The following is a 15,598-nucleotide window of genomic DNA, read 5'->3' as shown; positions in this document are numbered from 1 at the left end:
TACCATGGCCCGCATAGCCTTGACCGATCCTGCATACCGCGCTATAGTTGTTGACATCACCGCCCACGAGGCGGCTTTTTTATTGTCCGGTCTTCCTGCCTTTCTGTGGCGGCGCGAACTGCTCGGCACCTCCAGCGCGGTCGAAGGCGGCGCGCAATTCCGCCAGCGGCTGCGCCGGGGTGCTGGCCGGGTCACCCGGCAGGGTCTTCGCATAGATTTCCAGGGCGTCCGGGTAGCGGTCGCCGTCCGCGTCGGTGTCGGCCTGCAGCAGGGCGTGCAGCGCCTGCGGGAAAGTCAGGTGTCGTCCCTCCTTCGCCTCGCGGGCGAACGTCGCCTGAATCGCCTGCCCGAACGGATTCCAGGGCGCGCCGCCCTTCTCGTTCACGTGGCAGTACGTGCAGGGCATCACGCGGCGGTCCAGGTCCCATAATTCCAGCCCCTGCGTGAGGTGCAGTTGCGGCGCGGCCTGCAGGCGGTAGCGGGGCAGGGCCTCGGCGGGGCGCACCAGCAGCGGCGACAGCAGCACCAGCCCCGCCAATGTCGCGGCGACCCCCCGGGCGCGGGCGATCATGCGATCCAGCGCGGCCCGGTGAAGGTGCCGCCCAGAATGCCGCGCGCGTCCAGGTTCAGCCAGCGGGTCAGGGCCTCGGCGTACACCCCGCGGAAATCCTGCTTGTACTTGATGTCCCCTTCCGACAGGTCCTCCAGGTCGGGGCTGCTGCCGTGCACGCCGCCCTTGACGCCCTGCCCGAACGCGAACATCACGCTGCCCTTGCCGTGGTCGGTGCCCGCACTGCCGTTCTCCGCGACGCGCCGCCCGAACTCGGAGAAGCCCATCACGATGACGTCCCTGGCCAGCCCCTGCCGTTCCAGGTCGGCCTGGAAGGCGCTCAGGCCACCGGCCAGGGTGCTCAGCAGGCCGTCCTGCTCGGCGCGCTGCCCAGCGTGCGTGTCGAAACCGCCCAGGGACACGTACAGCACGCGCTGACCCACTCCGGCGGCGATCAGGCGCGCCGCGTCGCGCAGCTGCGCCGCGAATTTCGTGTCGGGGTACGTGGCTCCGGTCTTGTACTTCTTGACGTTCTCCTGCACCCGCGCCGTGTTCTTCAGCATCTGACGGGTCGCGCGGGTCAGGTACGCGGCCTCGCCGCTGCGCGGGGAGTTCAGGAGTGACTCGAACGGCGTGTTCATGCCGCCGGGCAGCTTCAGCTGAAAGTTATCCACCGAGTCGATGCTGGGCAGACTGAAGTCACTGGCCTGCAGGGCCTGCGGGGTCGCGGCGCCCAGGTTGCTGGCGCAGAACGGATCGCCGATCTTCTCCGCGATCCGGCCGATCCAGCCGTCCGCCTGCGCCTGCGTGGGATCGGCGGTGTGCCAGATGGCCATGCTGGCGAAGTGGCTGCGGTTCGGGTTGGGGTACCCGACGTTTTCCATCCAGGCGAGGTGACCCTCGTCCCAGAGTTTCATCAGGGGTCTCAGGGCGGGGTGCATGCCCAGGTCGGGCGTGACGGTCAGCACGTCCTTTTTCGGAATGGCGATGTTGGGCCGCGCGGCGTAGTACGCGCCGTTGCTGTACGGAATGAGGGTGTTCAGGCCGTCGTTTCCGCCGGTCAGCTGGACGACGACCAGGGTCTTGCTGCCGCCGGCCTGCGTGGCGGCGCGGGCCAGGAAGCCGGGCATGCCGCTGGTGGCGGCGACCGCCAGGGCGGACAGTTTCAGGAAATCACGTCGGTTGGTCACGGGGGGAACCTCCGGGAGGTCGGGTGGGTGGGGCGCGGCTCGGGGCCAGGGGCGGCGTCCGGGCGCAGGTCAGGACAGCTGGAATTCGGGGCTGATCAGGCTCAGGTACGTGCGCTGGCGGCCCTTGAGGCTGCTCAGGAGGACCGCGCCCGCCGGGCGTTCCTGCCCGGTCAGGGCCAGCAGGCTGGGCGGGGTGTCGAGGTTGGGGGCCTTGGAGCCCATGGTCAGGGCGGCGGCGACCTGCAGGCGCAGCAGCAGGGTGGTGTCGTTGATCCACTCGCGTCCGCCGTCCCAGCCCTTGACGGTGTCGGGTTCCAGCAGCACCTGTCCCATCCGCCCGGCGGTCGCGGCGAGGTTCAGCAGGGTCCGCGCCTCGATGGGCGGCTGGCCCAGCGTGCGGATGCCGCCCACGATGAACTCGATGGGCGAGCGGATGATGCGCGCGCGGCTGGCGTAGAAGGCCTCGCTGGCGAGCAGTTCGGTCAGGACGGCCATCACGTCGCCCTTGGTGCGGGTCCAGGTGGCGGCGCTGCCCTTCACGGCCGTCTCGTCGGGCGTGTCGGCCAGGAACGCGCGGTGCAGTTTGCGGCTCACGAACGTGGCGGTGGCCGGGTGTGAGGTCGCGATGCGGACGATGTCCTCGCCGGTCAGGTTCCCGGTCTGGCCCAGGTAGGTTTTCCGGCCGGCGTCGTGCTGCTGGGGCTGGTTCACGAAGCGTGGCTGCTGCAGGTACTGCTGGTTGCCGCGCCCACCCTGGAAGGTCCAGCCGGTCAGGGCGCGGGCGCCCTCGCGCACGTCGGTTTCCGTGTAGGCACCGATGCCGGTCGTGAACAGTTCCAGCAGTTCCCGGCTGAAGTTCTCGTTGGGTTTGCCCTTGCGGTTCTGGTCGTTGTCCAGGTAGCGCAGCATGGCGGGCGACTGCGCGACGTCCAGCGTGAAGCGTTCGAAGGAGGTCGTGGCGGCGTGGCGGCGCAGCAGGTTCAGGTAGTCCAGCATGGCCGGGGTGTTGCGGACCTTGTCGGTGGCGACCACGAAGTGATTGCTCCAGGTCAGGGCCAGCTTCTCGCGCAGGGGGTGCGGGCCGTACGCGAGTTCGTACAGCCACGCGCCGCGCCCGAGTTGCAGGGCCGCGCCGGGCGTGGCGCCCTGCATGGGGTCGAAGGGGGTGCTGCTGGCGCGGCTCTGATCGAAGGCCAGGGCGGCGCGGGCCACGTCCTGGGCGTTCTGGCCGACCAGCGCGCGGATCTGCGCGTCGGTCGCGCCGAAGGCGGTGCGGCGCAGGAAGTGCGCGGCGTCCTCGGCGGTCAGCGGGCGGGAGAGGGGGGTCAGGGGCATGAACAAACTCCTTGCGGCAGTCAGGAACCGGGTGGGGGGGCGTTATGGATTGGAGTCGGCGGGAGTCGAAAAAGTTCCCAGCGGGTCCGGCGTGGCGCTGCGGATGCCTGCCAGGGCGGCCTGGAGCGTGCTCTGCGGCAGGTTGCCGACCAGCCACACGAACAGCCTGCCCACGCGGCGCGACGCGACGCCCGGCGCGGCCTTCACGTCCTGCGGCGCAACGACCAGCGCCAGGACGTTCAGACCGTCGGTCAGGGCGACCTCCAGCCCCTTGCCGCGCGCCTGCACACCGACGGGCGTGAAGCCCGGCGGGAGTCGCAGGCCCGGCAGGGCGCGGGTCAGCGCGGCGCGCAGGCCATCGGGCGCGGCGGGCGGGGCCGGGCGGGTCACACGGGCAGTCCCTGCCTGCACGCGGATCAGCGCGGCGCGCCGCGCGAGGGTGCCGTCCGCGCCGCGTTCCTCGAAGGCCAGCGGCACGTTCCACTGCAGGTCCACCCACAGCGTCCAGCGGGCGGCGTCGCCGACCTTCGGGGTCAGGGTGAAGCGCGCCGCGTCGCGCCCGGCGACCTGCTCGGTGCCGCCGCGGGTCACGTTGAAGTTCTTCGCGAACAGCGCGGGCCGCACCGTCAGGGCGGGCAGTTGCGTGGCCGTGCGAGTGGGGTCGGGGCGTGGGGGGAACAGCACGGTCACCTCGGCCTGCCCGCGCGCCACCTGGGTGCGGGCCCTCTTCAGCGCGGCCTGGACGTCCTCCAGGTCGCCCGCGTGCGCGGTACCCAGGGTCAGCGTCAGCAGGAGCAGGAAGCGTGTCACCAGTCGGCTCCCCAGGCGCTCTGGTAGGCGTCGTACGCGGCGCTGCTGGGCAGCGGGCCGGGCAGTTGCGTGGCGGGGCGCAGGACGGTCAGGCCCGCCACCAGGGCTGCCGAGGCCAGCGCGCCGGTCAGCCACCCCGCGCGGCTGCGGGTGCGGGCGGCGCGGCGGCGGGTCAGGAAGCGGTCGGCGGCGCCCAGGTCGGCGGGGGTCAGCGTGCGCGCCTGGGCGAACAGGGTGTCCAGTTCGTCGAATTCGTCGGTATGGTCATCAGTGTGGTCGTCGGGGTCGTGGGTCATGGGGTCACTCCGGCGCGGGTGAGCAGGGCGCGCAGGGCCGCGCGGCCCCGGTTGATGCGGCTCTTCACGGTGCCGAGCTCCGCGCCGGTCAGCGCGGCGATCTCGGCGTAGTCCAGGCCCGACAGTTCCCGCAGGGCGACCGCCTCGCGCTGATCGGGCGGCAGCTGCGCCAGCGCACGGGCCAGGCGGTCGCGGACCTGCGCCTGCTCGCCCGCGCGGACCGGATTGTGCGGCGCGTGGGGTTCCGGGGTGTCCTCCAGCGTCACGGTCTGCCGCGCGCCGAGCGCCTTGTGGCAGGCGTTCAGGGTGATGCGGTGCAGCCAGGTGCTCAGGCTCGCCTCGCCCCGGAAGCCCCCGAGGGCCTTGTGCGCGGCGATGAACACGTCCTGCACGACGTCGTCCGCCGCGCCGGGCCCCACGAGGCTGGCGGCGAGGCGGTGCACCTGTGGCGCGTGCGTTCTCACGAGCGCCTCGAAGGCCCGCTCGTCCCGCGCAGCCAGGCGCGCGAGGTGCAGGTCGGACAGGGTGTCGTGTGGGTCATTCAAGGGCACCTCATACCTTAGAGGAGGCCCGCCGCGAAAAAGTTCCCATCTGCGGTGCCGCTACACTGGGCGGCATGACCGGCCGTTCCCTGTCCCGCTCGGCGGAGGATTACCTGAAGCACCTGTACATGCTGGGACAGTCGGGGAAGGTGAACACCCAGGCGCTCGCGGCGGCGCTGGAGGTCGCGCCCGCCAGCGTGACCGGCATGCTCCGCAAACTGACCGAGCAGGGCCTCGTGTCGCACGCGCCGTATCAGGGCGCGCAACTGACCGCCGAGGGCGAGCGGGTGGCGCTGGAGGTCCTGCGGCACCACCGGCTGCTGGAACTGTTCCTGCACCGCGCGCTGGGCGTCCCGCTGGACGAGGTGCACGAGGAAGCCGAGCGCCTCGAGCACGCGCTGAGCGAGCGGCTGGAGGCGCGCATCGCGGCGTGGCTGGGTGACCCCACGCACGACCCGCACGGCGACCCGATCCCCACCCTGGACGGCGAGTTGCCGCACCAGCCGCAGCGGCGCCTGTCGCAGCTGGCGACCGGGGACACGGCGACCGTGGCGCGCGTCCCGGACGGGGACGCCGATCAGCTGCGGGCCCTGGTGGCCGCCGGACTCACGCCAGGCGCGCCGCTGCGGCTGGACGCCGTGGACGCCGCGCTGGGCACCCTGACCGTCTGGGCGACCGACCACACCCTGACGCTGTCCCTGGGTGTTGCGGCGCAGATCCACGTGCAGACCCCGTGATGCCCAGGCCAGAGGCGCCAGGCTCTCTCCTCCCCCTTGAGGGGCGAGGCCGGGTGGGGGTGAGCGGACGCCACCCCCGTCACGTCCAGCGTTCCATCTGCCTGGAAACGCCGTGATACGGGATCAGCTGCGCGCGGCGCACCTGGCGCTGACGTTCCTGACGACCCTACCCCTGCCGCATATCACGGAGGTCCGGGACGGGGATTTCGCGCGGGCCAGTGCGTACTACCCGCTGGCCGGGTACGCGGTGGGCGGCGCGGTGGCGGGGCTGCTGTGGCTGGACTTGCCGCTGCCCGGCGGGGTGGTGGCCGCGCTGGGCGTGGGCGCGTGGCTGCTGCTGACCGGCATGCTGCACTTCGACGGGCTGGTCGACAGCGCCGACGCCCTGTTCGCCATGAAGACCCCCGCCGAGCGACTGGTGATCCTGCGCGACGTGCACATGGGCGCGTTCGGGCTGGCGACCGGGGGGCTGTACCTGCTGCTGCTCTGGAGCCTGCTGTCCGCCCCGGTTCCGCCGCTGGCGCCGCTGGTGGCGGCGGTGGCCGCGCGGACGCTGCTGCTGATTCCCATGAACACCTACCCGGCGGCACGCGCCGAGAGCCTGGGCGCCCGTTCGCGCGAGGGTCGCGTGTGGGCCGCGCTGCTGCTGGCCGCACCGGCCCTGCTGGTGCCCGGCGCGTGGATCGCGTGGCTCGCGGCGCTGGTGGGCGCGCTGCTGGTCGCGGCGTTCGCGGCGCGGCGGCTGGGCGGCGGCCTGAACGGCGACACGTACGGGATGATCGTCGTCACGGCGGAACTGCTCGCGCTGGGCGCGTTCGCCTGGGGCCGCTGAGCCGTGCCGGACGCCCTGACGCTGCACCTCGTGCGTCACGCGCCGACCCTCCCGAACGCGCAGCGCCGCTACCCGCACCCGCACGAGGACGCGCCCCTGACCGACGCCGGGGAGGCGCTCGCCCGCACCCTTAACCTGCCCCGGAGCGCGCTGGCGTTCACGTCCCCGCTGGGCCGCGCCCGGCAGACCGCGCGGCTGGCTGGGTTCCCGGGCGCCCTCCCCCATCCGGCGCTGGCCGAGGCGGACTTTGGCGTGATGGCCGGGCACACCTGGGCCGACCTGGAAGCCGCGCACGGCGACGCGCCCCGCGCCTGGATCGACGCGCTGAGCGACCCCGCCAGTCCCCACGGTCCCCCCGGCGGCGACACCGGGCAGGGCTTCCACACCCGCGTGCAGGGGTGGCTAGACACCCTCCCGGCGGGCGAGGTGGTGGCCTTCACGCACGCCGGGCCGCTGCTGGCCGCGCTGCGCCTGACCGTGAACCTGTCCGCCGTGGCCGCCCCGCCCGGCACGGTCGCCACCCTGCGCCGCGAAGCCGGACACTGGTGGCTGACCGGACTACGCCCACCCGTCTGACGCGGCACAATGCCCCCTGATGCTTCCTGATCTGACGGCCCTCCTGAACGCCATCCAGCCTGCCGATGCCGACGCGATGGGGCGGGCGCGGGCGCGGCAGGCGCAGCTGACGAAACCGGCGGGTGCGCTGGGGGACCTGGAGGAGCTGTCGGTGCGGCTGGCAGGCGTGCTGGGCCGCGAGCGTCCCGATCCGCGCGGCGTGGCGGTGATCGTCGCGGCGGGGGACCACGGCGTGGCGCGCGCGGGCGTGAGTGCGTACCCGCCCGAGGTGACCCCGGCGATGGTGGCGAACTTCCTGGCGGACACCCCGGCGGGGCCAGGGGGCGCGGCGGTGAACGCGCTGGCGCGGGCAGTGGGCGCGCGGGTGTACGTGATGGACGCCGGGGTGAACGCGGAACTGCCCGAGCATCCGGCGCTGGTGCGCGCGGCGCTGCGGCGGGGCACGCATGACCTGAGCGTGCAGGCGGCCATGAGCGTGGACGAGGTGCAGGTGCTGGTCCTGGCGGGCGCGGCGCTGGCCCGCCGGGCGATCGAGGACGGCGCGGACGTCCTGATTCCCGGTGAGATGGGCATCGGGAACACCACTCCGGCGGCGGCGATCACGGCGCGCCTGCTGGGCCTGGACGCCGCGCGGGTGACGGGGCGCGGCACCGGCGTGGACGACGGGCGGCTGGCGCACAAGGTCGCCGTGATCCGCGCGGGGCTGGAGCGCACGCCGACCACCGACCCGCTGGAGGTACTGGCCGAGTTCGGGGGCTTCGAGATCGCGGCGATGCTGGGCATGATGCTGCAGGCCGCCGCGAGCCGCCGGGCGGTGATCCTGGACGGGTTCGTGGAGGGCAGCGCGGCACTGGTGGGCGTGGCCCTGGCGCCGCACCTGCGGGACTTCCTGTTCCCCGCCGGGGAGTGCGCCGAGGTGGGGCACGCGGCGCAGCTGGCGCACCTGGGCCTGAAGCCCATGTTTCACCTGAACCTGCGTCTGGGCGAGGGGACGGGTGGCGTGCTGGCCGCGCCGATCCTGCTGGGCGCGGCGGCGACTCTGCGGGAGATGCGGACCTTCGCGGAGGCCGGGGTGCCCGGCGCGTGATGCCCGCTGCGGGGGGCTAGGCAGCAGCGCCTGACCTGCGGTTCAATACCCTATGAGAACCCTGAAGGGACTGGCGGGCGCGGCCCTGCTGACCGCCTCTATGCTGGGCACCTCCGCGCTGTCCACAGCAGGCGCGCAGGCCCTGCCGAAACCCACGCGCGAGCGGATCATCCAGGCCACCGTCATGCTCCTGCCCACCGATGCGAACGGCGATCTGGACGGCTCGCGCGGGTCGGGCAGCATCATCAGCCCGCAGGGGTTCATCCTCACGAACTACCACGTGGTGGGCGATGCGGACACCCGGCAGCTGTCCCCGTGGATTCAGGTGCGCGTCGTGCAGTTCGCGGACAAGGAACCGGTATTCACGTACTGGGGCAAGGTCATCGCCGCCGACCCGAACCTGGACCTGGCCATCGTGCAGATCATGGAGGACCGCAACGAGAAACCGGTCGGGAAACTGAACCTGCCCTACGTGGAGGTCGGGGACTCGAACACCCTGAGCATCGGGGACGACATCTACGTGTTCGGCTTTCAGGGCACGGGCGGCATGACCCTGTCGTTCTCGCGCGGGTCGGTGGGCGGCTTCACCGGGGAGGACCTGAGCAGCAGCGGGCGGCAGTGGGTGAAGCATGACGCGCAGACCGGGCCCGGCAACTCGGGCGGCGGAGTGTTCGATGAGAACGGCGCGCTGATCGGGGTGCACTCGGCGGGCGTGGCGGGGAACAACAATTCCCGCACGTCGTTCATGCGGCCCCTGGCGCTGGCGTGGGGGCTGATCACGCCGAACGTGACGGGCTTCGTGGTCCGCAAGGGTGGCGGCGCGGCCGTGACCCCCACCGCGAACACCAGCGCCGGGGCGGGCGGCGGCGTGTGGCCCCCGGCGCTGGCGACCGGGCGGGCCAGCGTGACCGGCACGGTGCGCGTCACGGGCGGCGCGGCGGCCGGCACCTGGACGACCGATTTCACGGAAGTCACCGATGACGGCGGCCTGAAGGGCCGGGCGCGCAGCGGCAGCAAGGACCAGACGGCGTTCTTCTACTACAACCAGGAGGACAACGAGGTCTGGGTCGAGTGGACGCCGGACGGCAAGGCGTACAGCAGCTGCGTGGTGGAACCCGGCGGCGTGAAGGCCAGCAGCAACGACTGGACCGGCAGCCTGTACTCCTTCCCGAACCTGGAGTCCAACGGAACGCGCACCGGGGACTGCGTGGTCAGCCTGAAGGCCAGGACGGCAGGCACCAGCACGTCCGGCACCACGGTCTCCCCCCAGTCGGGCGCGTGGCCTCCGGCGCTGGCGGCGGGGCAGGCGTGGACGGTCACGTTCTCGCAGGGCGGCACGTACAGCGTGAAACTGGGCGCGAAGGACAGTGACGGCGACTACCCCGGCACCGCCACGCAGAGCGGCAAGACGGGGGACGCGCTGTTCACGCTGGACGGCGACTCCCTGCTGCTGATCGTCGGGCGGCCCGACAAGACCTTCCTGACCTGCATGGTGGACCGCACGCTGCGCGGCAGCGCCAAGGCCTACCAGAACAGCAAGGACCCGGGCGTGGCCGCCGGAACGTGCACGGTCGCGTCCGGCGCGGCGGGCGACACCACGCCGGGCGCGACCCCGGCGGCGCTGAAGTGGCCCGTGAGTCTGAAGGTTGGGCAGCGCTGGGACGTCGCCTTCCCCGGGGTGGGGACCTTCGCGGTCAGCCTGGACGAACCGGACGAGGAGGAGGGGTTCGCGGGTAGCGCCACGCGCGGCAGCGAGAAGGGCAGCCTGCTGATCAGCGCCGATGTCGAGGAACTGCTGGTGATCGTGCAGCGCGCCGACAAGACCTTCCTGGTGTGCAGCGCCGACAGGAGCGGCCTGAGTACGGGCAGCGTGAAGGGCGACGCCAGCAGTCACCGCGACAGCAAGGACAACGGCACCAGCCTGGGCAGCTGCACTGTCACGCCCCGCTGAACTGACAGCGGTTTCCAGTTCCACCCTGGGGCCAACACCACGCCCTTCGATTCCACTTCCAACCGCTGGTGTCGTCAGGTGCTCGTTCAGGAGTATTGAAGGTGCCCTTCAATACTCCTGAATGGGGCAGGCGGTGGTCCGGCGGCCATGGTCGCTGGGCGGGCGCGGCGGGAGGGTGGCGGTCACCCGCTGGTGAGGGCGCGCAGCAGGGGGCGCAGGTGCCACAGGTGCGCGCCCCGCCATTCGCGGCGGTCCTCGACGGCGTTCTGGATGCCGTCGGCGTACCCGAGGGCGCGGTAGATCTCCCCGGCCAGCAGCGCGTCGGTGTGCAGGGCGCGCAGCGCGTCCAGCGGGGCCAGGTCGGTCCACTCGTGCAGGTACGCGTCGCGCGCGGCGTCCAGCACGGCTGGGTCCGTGTGGGTGCCCTCCGGGAACAGGTAGGCGGGGTTGGCGTCCAGGAACGGGTGGGTGAGGCTGGCGTCCGACCAGTCGAGCAGCGTCACCTGTTCCCCGCGCGTGGTGACGTTCCCGCCGTGCAGGTCCCCGTGCCCGAGGGTGAGGGGAATCGGGCTGGCGCGCAGCCGTTCCAGGGCCGCTTCCAGCCGGGGGCGGTGGGCGCGCAGCGCAGCGGCCTCCTCGGGGGTCAGGGCGTCCGGGTGCGGGCCGTGCTCGTCCGCGTGGAGGCTCGCGTCGCTGAGCAGGGCGTCCAGCTGGGCCAGCAGGTACGCCGGGCCGCGGTCGCGCAGGTTCAGCTGCGGCAGCAGGGGCAGGGCGGCGCGCTGCACCCGCGCCAGCTGCCGCAGCACGGCCACCGGGTCGCCCCCGGCGGCACCGCAGCCGTCCAGCAGCAGGAAGCCGCGCCGCGTGTCGGCGGCCAGGACGGGTGGGGCCGCGCCGGGCACGCCGGACAGCGCGCAGGTGACGGTCACCTCGCGCGTGAAGAAGTCCGGGACGGCCTTGAAGTACACGTCCCCCTGACTCGTGGGGACGCGCCACAGGACGCTGATCTGCCAGTGTTTCAGCACGACCGGGTCGCCCGTGCGGGGGCGGTCCTGCGCGGCGAGTTCGCCGTCCAGCCACGCCAGCGCGCCGGCGTGCCAGTCCGCCTGGAACCAGGGCGTGCGGGTGGGGGTCAGCGCGGCGTCCGCGAGTTCGCGCAGCTCGTCCGGAACAGGCGCGGCATCCGGCAGGTCGGGCGCGAACAGTTGCCACGTGCAGGTGGCGCGGGTCACGCCGTCCTCTCCGGTCCCGTGCCGGGCGAAGTCCAGCCGCCGCCCCAGCCAGCCCTCCACGCCCGCCGCCCGCGCGGCCTCCAGCACGTGCTCGCCGAAATACACGGGGTGATCCACGGTCAGGGTCCGGCAGGCGACCTCCGCCCCGCCGGGCCGCGTCAGGAGGAGGTGCAGGGTCGTCTCGCGCCGCACGGAATCGGTCATGGACGCAGCCTCGCACGCGCCGCCCCCGGCGGGCATCCGTCAGATGACGCAGCCGGCCGACACGGACCCGGCTACGCTGAGCGCATGACCCGCCGCGCGGCCCTGCGGGCGGTCCTCTCGCCGCGCGTGGTGCTGGGGACCGCGCTGGACGCGCTGCTGATCGGGACGCTGTGCCTGCTGTGGCTCACGCAGCTGTGCTGGGGGCGTCCCTACATGCGCGTGACCGACGAGTGGATGAAGTTCACGTTCTTCGTGCCCATCGCGGCGTCCGCGGGGGGCGCGGCGTGGCTTTGCAGCCTGGGGCTGGCGGCGTGGCACCGCCCGCTCGACAGGGCGTGGTGGCGGGTCGCGGCACAGGCGGTCATCACGGGCGCGCTGGTGGCGTTCGTGGCGGGCGCGCTGTTCACGCTGGCGGGCCTGTCGAGCGCGCCGCCAAGCTCCCTGATGCTGCTGCCGATGGCGGCTGGCATGGCGGTCATCTTCGCGGCCGTGTCGGGCCTGCTGCCGGTGGTGGGCTTCCTGACGAACCGCAGCGCGGCGTGGGTGCGCCGCACGGCGGGCGTCACTCGCCGTTCAGACCCGTGAACACCTGCGCGTACGTGCCGTTCAGCGCGGCGTTGCGCAGCGGCAGCACGCGCTCCACGAGCACCTCCCGGACGCCGGGCTGCGCCAGGAGGGTCATGGTTTCCCCGATGAAGTCGGTCAGGGGCATGGCGTGGGGGTTCTGGCTGCCGCCGGGCATGAGTTCCGTGGCGACGTAGGGCGGTGCGAGTTCGATGACCTCGGCGGGCGTGCCGCGCAGCTGGTGGCGCAGGCTCTCGGTGTAGGAGCGCAGCGCGGCCTTCGTGGCACTGTACGTGGGCGTGGCGGTCAGGGGGAGGCTGGCGAGGCCGGAGGTGACGTTCACGATCACGGGGCGCGGTTGCGTGAGCAGGTGGCCCAGCATGGCCTGCGTGACGCGGATCGGCCCGAGGAGGTTGGTGGTGACGGTCGCCTCGGCGTCCGGGAGGGCCGTGCCGTTCAGCAGGTTCTCGGCGAGCATGATGCCGGAGTTGTTGATCAGGACGTTCAATCCCGGGTGCTCGGCGGTGACGCGCTCGGCGAGTGACTGGATGGACTCGGGGTCGGTGACGTCCAGCGGGTAGGGGTGCAGGCCCGGGTGGGCGGCCGCGGCGGCGTCCAGGGTGCGCTGGCTGCGGCTGGCGATGATGACGGTGTTGCCGCGTGCCAGGAAGGCCTGCGCGAGGCCCAGGCCAATGCCGCTGCCGCCGCCGGTGATCAGGATGGTGTTGCCGGTCGTGTTCATGGGTGCTCCTGTAAAGCGGGGCCGTTACAGCTGGGGGGAATGGGGCGTGGGGGTCAGGCGGGTGACCTGCGGTTCAGCGGCCAGCAGGTGCCCGTGCCGGGCGAGCAGGTCGCGCCACGTGTCGGTGTCGTAGGTGGCGGCGTACAGGGCTTCCCGCTGCGCCTCGCTGTCGAAGCGGCGGATCCAGATGTATGCGTCGGGGTCGGTGTCGTCGGTGAAGGACGCGACGACCTGCATGCCTCGCGCGATCTGGTACGGCAGGATCTCGCCGTGCATGAGCTGCACCCAGGTGTCGCGCTGGCCGGGCTTCAACGTGTAGCGGCGGTATTCGTAGAACATGCGGGCCTCCTGCGAGGGCGGGTTGGGGGCGTCCCCTGTGCGGACCTGCCGAGCATAGACCTATCACTCTCTTTTGGGAAGTCAGCACCCGTGAGTGCTATAGTTTCCTCATGGAGAGTATCGAGCAGCTCACGTCAGATCAGGTCGGGCCGGAGCCCTGGCCGCACAGCACCCCCGAGGTCGAAGCGCTCGTGCGCGAGATGATCGGGCGCGTGGCGGACAAGTGGACGCTGATCCTGCTGGAGGTCCTGGAGGAGCACGGCACGCTGCGCTTCACGCAGATCGGCGCGCAGGTGGGGGACATCAGCCAGAAGATGCTCACTAAAACACTGCGGCAGATGGAGTTCGACGGGCTGCTCACGCGGGTGGTGCATCCGGTGATCCCGCCGCGCGTGGAGTACACCCTGACGCCGCTGGGCCGCAGCCTGAGCGAGGCGTTCTGCCCGGTGTGGCTGTGGGCGGAGGCGAACCACGCGGCCGTCATGCAGGCGCGGGCGCGGTTCATGGAGAATGCGGCTCGTGAGTGACCGGGAACTGAATTTCGCGCGGGAGATCATGGGCAGCCGTTCCTACCGGGACGTGCCGGACGCCGAGGTGCTCGCGGAGGCCGAGCGGCTGCTGGACGGCTGGATGGCCGGGGAGCTGCGCATGGAACGCCCGAAGATCTACGACCACTACGCGCTGCTGCTGCTGGCCCTGACCCGGCAGGTGCGGACGCTGGAGGGGCGGGTGGCGGACCTGGAAGCCGCGCGGGGGCCGGAGTGACGGTGCAGGTGAAGGTGTGCGGCACGACCAGCGTGCACGACGCCGTCCTGAGCGCCGAGGCGGGGGCGGACGCGCTGGGCTTCATCTTCGCGCCCGTCAGTAAGCGGCTGGTGTCGCCGCAGGTGGCGCGCGCGGCGGGCCTGAGTGTGGGCCCCAGCGTGGCGCGCGTGGGCGTGTTCCTTGATCAGCCGCTGGATGAGGTGCTGCGCACCGCCGAGGCCGCGCGGGTGAGTGCCGTGCAGCTTCATGGACGCCTGTCAAGTCTTTACGTGATGGCAGTCGCCGCGTATTATCCCGTTCTGCGTGTCGTGCGCCCCGCCGATCTGGCGACGGAGACGGACATGTGGCACGGGCACCGAGGCGTCACGCTGATGCTGGACGCGCCCGAACCCGGCGGCGGCATTCCGCTCGACTGGGACGCGCTGCGCCCCCTCTTCCCCGACGGGGCGTGGCTGGCCGGAGGCCTGGGGCCGGGGAACGTGGCGGCCGCCATGACGGCCCTGCGCCCCGCGGCGGTGGACGCCGTGAGTCGCCTGGAGGCGAGCCCCGGCGTGAAGGACCCCGAAGCCGTGCGGGCATTCGTGCAGGCAGCGCGCCTCGCCGCCCGGAGTTATCCACAGTGAAACGGGCGCCTGTGGATAACTTATCCAGATGTGGAAGAGTTCCACGGAAGGCCTGAAAAGCGTGTTTCACACGAACAAATGACCGGTCCCCTAGCACGGGGGGTTCCCCCTTATCCACAGGCTTTCCACAGTGCCTGTGGATAAACCTGTGGATAACTTGTCGGCCGTGCGCGCCCACGACCCCCACATCCCGCCCCTGTCGGCGAGTTCTCACGTTGAACGGTTCCGCCGGGCACTCTAGCAACACCCCCCCAGGGTCGGTCAAGCACCCGGCAACCCAAACCAGCCCGCCAGCACCCGCCCAGCCTCCACCACGTTCCCCGGCTGCCCCAGGTTCACCCCGGCCCCCGCGAACGGCACCCGCGCGAGCGTGTGCCCCTTCGTACGCAGGTCCTCCAGGTTCCCGTGATCGCTGCCCACCACCACCCGCGCGCCCGCGCCCAGCAGGCCCGACAGCAGCGCGTCCACCCGCCGCAGGTACGACTGCCCGGCCGCCAGCGCGTCCCCCGGCACGTCCGGCGCGCCCGCGTGCCCCAGCAGGTCACTGAACCACAGGTCCAGCGCCAGCAGATCCACGTCCCGCGCCGCGCGGGCCAGCGCCCCCCCGTGCCGCGCCAGGGCGTCCAGCGCCGCCCTCTCCTCTCCCCCTGCCGACCAGGGGCGCGCGTACCCCAGGCCCAGCGTCGCGCCCAGCAGCGGCACGCGCGGCGGATTCAGCGGCAGCCCCGCCGCGCGGAACGCGAACGGAAAGCAGCCCATGCGGTTGCGGCGCCCCGCCCCCGATTCCAGCGCCTGAAAGTATGCGGGCACGTACTCGTTCCCCAGCGCCGCCCGCCCCCCGGCCCGCGCCAGCCGCACCGGCAGCGACCCCTCCTGAAGCAGGCGCTGCAACGTCGGCCCCGGATGCGGCCCGAAATGCTCCCCCATCAGCGCCACCGCGTCCGACCCCGTCAACCAGCACGCCTGCCCCGTCCCCGACTGCGGCAGGCCCGGCACGCCCAGCGTCGCGTCCAGGCACCGCCCCGCGTCCACCAGCGGGCGCAGCGTGCCCAGCGGCTGATCCCAGACACTCCCACCCGGCGCGTCCTGCGGGTGCCCCACGCCGTCCAGCGCCAGCCACACGACCCCGCTCAAGACGTCCTCACGGGCCCAGGATACGCCCGGGTCGTGGGTTCATCGTAATGACGCGTTGTAGCGGTGAATGAACATCCATACCAGGAGTT

The 15,598-nt window shown here is 72.3% G+C and carries 19 protein-coding genes; 9 read left to right on the top strand and 10 right to left on the bottom strand.

Annotation, left to right across the window (positions count from 1 at the left end; translation table 11 throughout):
• Positions 1-79: 79 nt before the first annotated feature.
• The 6 genes from IEY69_RS20865 to IEY69_RS20840 form a co-directional block, all read right to left on the bottom strand.
• The gene (locus tag IEY69_RS20865; RefSeq protein ID WP_229784179.1) at positions 80-571 is read right to left on the bottom strand and encodes a hypothetical protein; all 492 of its coding nucleotides are present in this window, start codon (positions 569-571) and stop codon (positions 80-82) included.
• A complete protein-coding gene (locus tag IEY69_RS20860; RefSeq protein WP_229784178.1) occupies positions 568-1,740 on the bottom strand; it encodes a DUF1501 domain-containing protein in 1,173 nt (390 codons plus the stop codon). The genes IEY69_RS20865 and IEY69_RS20860 overlap by 4 nt, the downstream gene beginning before the upstream one ends.
• Positions 1,741-1,809: 69 nt before the next feature.
• Positions 1,810-3,075, bottom strand: coding sequence for a DUF1800 domain-containing protein (locus IEY69_RS20855; RefSeq protein WP_189075010.1), 1,266 nt, complete (start codon positions 3,073-3,075; stop codon positions 1,810-1,812).
• Between the two features lie 42 nt (positions 3,076-3,117).
• On the bottom strand, positions 3,118-3,885 hold the full coding sequence (locus IEY69_RS20850) for a sigma-E factor regulatory protein RseB domain-containing protein (RefSeq protein WP_229784176.1): 768 nt from the start codon (positions 3,883-3,885) through the stop codon (positions 3,118-3,120).
• Positions 3,882-4,181, bottom strand: a complete 300-nt coding sequence (locus IEY69_RS20845; RefSeq protein ID WP_189075009.1) for a hypothetical protein — start codon at positions 4,179-4,181, stop codon at positions 3,882-3,884. The genes IEY69_RS20850 and IEY69_RS20845 overlap by 4 nt, the downstream gene beginning before the upstream one ends.
• Positions 4,178-4,726: an RNA polymerase sigma factor gene (locus IEY69_RS20840; protein ID WP_229784174.1), complete on the bottom strand. Its 549-nt coding sequence runs from the start codon at positions 4,724-4,726 to the stop codon at positions 4,178-4,180. Before IEY69_RS20840 ends, IEY69_RS20845 begins: the two co-directional genes overlap by 4 nt.
• A gap of 71 nt (positions 4,727-4,797) precedes the next feature.
• On the opposite strand from IEY69_RS20840, the gene IEY69_RS20835 reads away from it, so the two are divergent.
• The 5 genes from IEY69_RS20835 to IEY69_RS20815 all read left to right on the top strand — a co-directional run bounded on the left by IEY69_RS20835 (position 4,798) and on the right by IEY69_RS20815 (position 9,906).
• Positions 4,798-5,460: a metal-dependent transcriptional regulator gene (locus IEY69_RS20835; RefSeq protein WP_189075008.1), complete on the top strand. Its 663-nt coding sequence runs from the start codon at positions 4,798-4,800 to the stop codon at positions 5,458-5,460.
• A 112-nt stretch (positions 5,461-5,572) separates the two neighbouring features.
• The gene (locus IEY69_RS20830; protein ID WP_229784172.1) at positions 5,573-6,292 is read left to right on the top strand and encodes an adenosylcobinamide-GDP ribazoletransferase; all 720 of its coding nucleotides are present in this window, start codon (positions 5,573-5,575) and stop codon (positions 6,290-6,292) included.
• Positions 6,293-6,295: 3 nt separating this feature from the next.
• Positions 6,296-6,868 (top strand): histidine phosphatase family protein, encoded by a 573-nt coding sequence (locus IEY69_RS20825; RefSeq protein ID WP_229784170.1) that lies wholly within the window; start codon positions 6,296-6,298, stop codon positions 6,866-6,868.
• A 19-nt stretch (positions 6,869-6,887) separates the two neighbouring features.
• A complete protein-coding gene (cobT, locus tag IEY69_RS20820; protein ID WP_189075007.1) occupies positions 6,888-7,955 on the top strand; it encodes a nicotinate-nucleotide--dimethylbenzimidazole phosphoribosyltransferase in 1,068 nt (355 codons plus the stop codon).
• A 52-nt stretch (positions 7,956-8,007) separates the two neighbouring features.
• Complete coding sequence (locus IEY69_RS20815; protein WP_189075006.1) at positions 8,008-9,906, top strand: S1 family peptidase; 1,899 nt, start codon at positions 8,008-8,010, stop codon at positions 9,904-9,906.
• A gap of 182 nt (positions 9,907-10,088) precedes the next feature.
• Here the strand turns inward: IEY69_RS20815 and IEY69_RS20810 are convergent, their stop codons facing one another.
• On the bottom strand, positions 10,089-11,342 hold the full coding sequence (locus tag IEY69_RS20810; protein ID WP_189075005.1) for a phosphotransferase: 1,254 nt from the start codon (positions 11,340-11,342) through the stop codon (positions 10,089-10,091).
• 84 nt (positions 11,343-11,426) lie between these two features.
• Here IEY69_RS20810 and IEY69_RS20805 point away from each other — a divergent pair, with 84 nt between their 5' ends.
• Positions 11,427-11,927 carry a hypothetical protein gene (locus IEY69_RS20805; RefSeq protein WP_189075004.1) on the top strand — a complete coding sequence of 167 codons (501 nt, stop codon included), beginning with the start codon at positions 11,427-11,429 and terminating at the stop codon, positions 11,925-11,927.
• Here IEY69_RS20805 and IEY69_RS20800 read toward each other — a convergent pair.
• On the bottom strand, positions 11,905-12,648 hold the full coding sequence (locus tag IEY69_RS20800) for an SDR family oxidoreductase (RefSeq protein WP_189075003.1): 744 nt from the start codon (positions 12,646-12,648) through the stop codon (positions 11,905-11,907). The two genes, IEY69_RS20805 and IEY69_RS20800, sit on opposite strands and share 23 nt — an antisense overlap.
• Positions 12,649-12,672: 24 nt before the next feature.
• On the bottom strand, positions 12,673-12,987 hold the full coding sequence (locus tag IEY69_RS20795) for an NIPSNAP family protein (protein WP_189075002.1): 315 nt from the start codon (positions 12,985-12,987) through the stop codon (positions 12,673-12,675).
• A gap of 110 nt (positions 12,988-13,097) precedes the next feature.
• On the opposite strand from IEY69_RS20795, the gene IEY69_RS20790 reads away from it, so the two are divergent.
• From IEY69_RS20790 to IEY69_RS20780, 3 genes are read left to right on the top strand one after another with little or no spacing between them, the layout of a single operon-like run.
• On the top strand, positions 13,098-13,514 hold the full coding sequence (locus IEY69_RS20790; RefSeq protein WP_189075001.1) for a winged helix-turn-helix transcriptional regulator: 417 nt from the start codon (positions 13,098-13,100) through the stop codon (positions 13,512-13,514).
• Positions 13,507-13,752, top strand: coding sequence for a hypothetical protein (locus IEY69_RS20785; protein WP_189075000.1), 246 nt, complete (start codon positions 13,507-13,509; stop codon positions 13,750-13,752). Before IEY69_RS20790 ends, IEY69_RS20785 begins: the two co-directional genes overlap by 8 nt.
• Positions 13,753-13,754: 2 nt before the next feature.
• Positions 13,755-14,375, top strand: a complete 621-nt coding sequence (locus IEY69_RS20780) for a phosphoribosylanthranilate isomerase (protein WP_189075011.1) — start codon at positions 13,755-13,757, stop codon at positions 14,373-14,375.
• Between the two features lie 261 nt (positions 14,376-14,636).
• Here IEY69_RS20780 and IEY69_RS20775 read toward each other — a convergent pair whose 3' ends face one another.
• On the bottom strand, positions 14,637-15,509 hold the full coding sequence (locus tag IEY69_RS20775) for a metalloenzyme domain protein (protein ID WP_189074999.1): 873 nt from the start codon (positions 15,507-15,509) through the stop codon (positions 14,637-14,639).
• Positions 15,510-15,598: the final 89 nt, after the last annotated feature.

It is taken from the genome of Deinococcus sedimenti, assembly GCF_014648135.1.
In the GTDB taxonomy this organism is placed as follows: domain Bacteria; phylum Deinococcota; class Deinococci; order Deinococcales; family Deinococcaceae; genus Deinococcus; species Deinococcus sedimenti.
This window is presented reverse-complemented; position numbering and strand designations above follow the sequence as displayed.

Bases quoted from the DNA above. Each gene is read 5' to 3' on its own strand.
- IEY69_RS20835 (WP_189075008.1), top strand. From the start codon at position 4,798: ATGACCGGCCGTTCCCTGTCCCGCTCGGCGGAGGATTACCTGAAGCAC.
- IEY69_RS20805 (WP_189075004.1), top strand. From the start codon at position 11,427: ATGACCCGCCGCGCGGCCCTGCGGGCGGTCCTCTCGCCGCGCGTGGTG.
- IEY69_RS20865 (WP_229784179.1), bottom strand. From the start codon at position 571: ATGATCGCCCGCGCCCGGGGGGTCGCCGCGACATTGGCGGGGCTGGTG.
- IEY69_RS20810 (WP_189075005.1), bottom strand. From the start codon at position 11,342: ATGACCGATTCCGTGCGGCGCGAGACGACCCTGCACCTCCTCCTGACG.
- IEY69_RS20790 (WP_189075001.1), top strand. From the start codon at position 13,098: ATGGAGAGTATCGAGCAGCTCACGTCAGATCAGGTCGGGCCGGAGCCC.
- IEY69_RS20845 (WP_189075009.1), bottom strand. From the start codon at position 4,181: ATGACCCACGACCCCGACGACCACACTGATGACCATACCGACGAATTC.
- IEY69_RS20795 (WP_189075002.1), bottom strand. From the start codon at position 12,987: ATGTTCTACGAATACCGCCGCTACACGTTGAAGCCCGGCCAGCGCGAC.
- IEY69_RS20815 (WP_189075006.1), top strand. From the start codon at position 8,008: ATGAGAACCCTGAAGGGACTGGCGGGCGCGGCCCTGCTGACCGCCTCT.
- IEY69_RS20855 (WP_189075010.1), bottom strand. From the start codon at position 3,075: ATGCCCCTGACCCCCCTCTCCCGCCCGCTGACCGCCGAGGACGCCGCG.
- cobT (WP_189075007.1), top strand. From the start codon at position 6,888: ATGCTTCCTGATCTGACGGCCCTCCTGAACGCCATCCAGCCTGCCGAT.
- IEY69_RS20800 (WP_189075003.1), bottom strand. From the start codon at position 12,648: ATGAACACGACCGGCAACACCATCCTGATCACCGGCGGCGGCAGCGGC.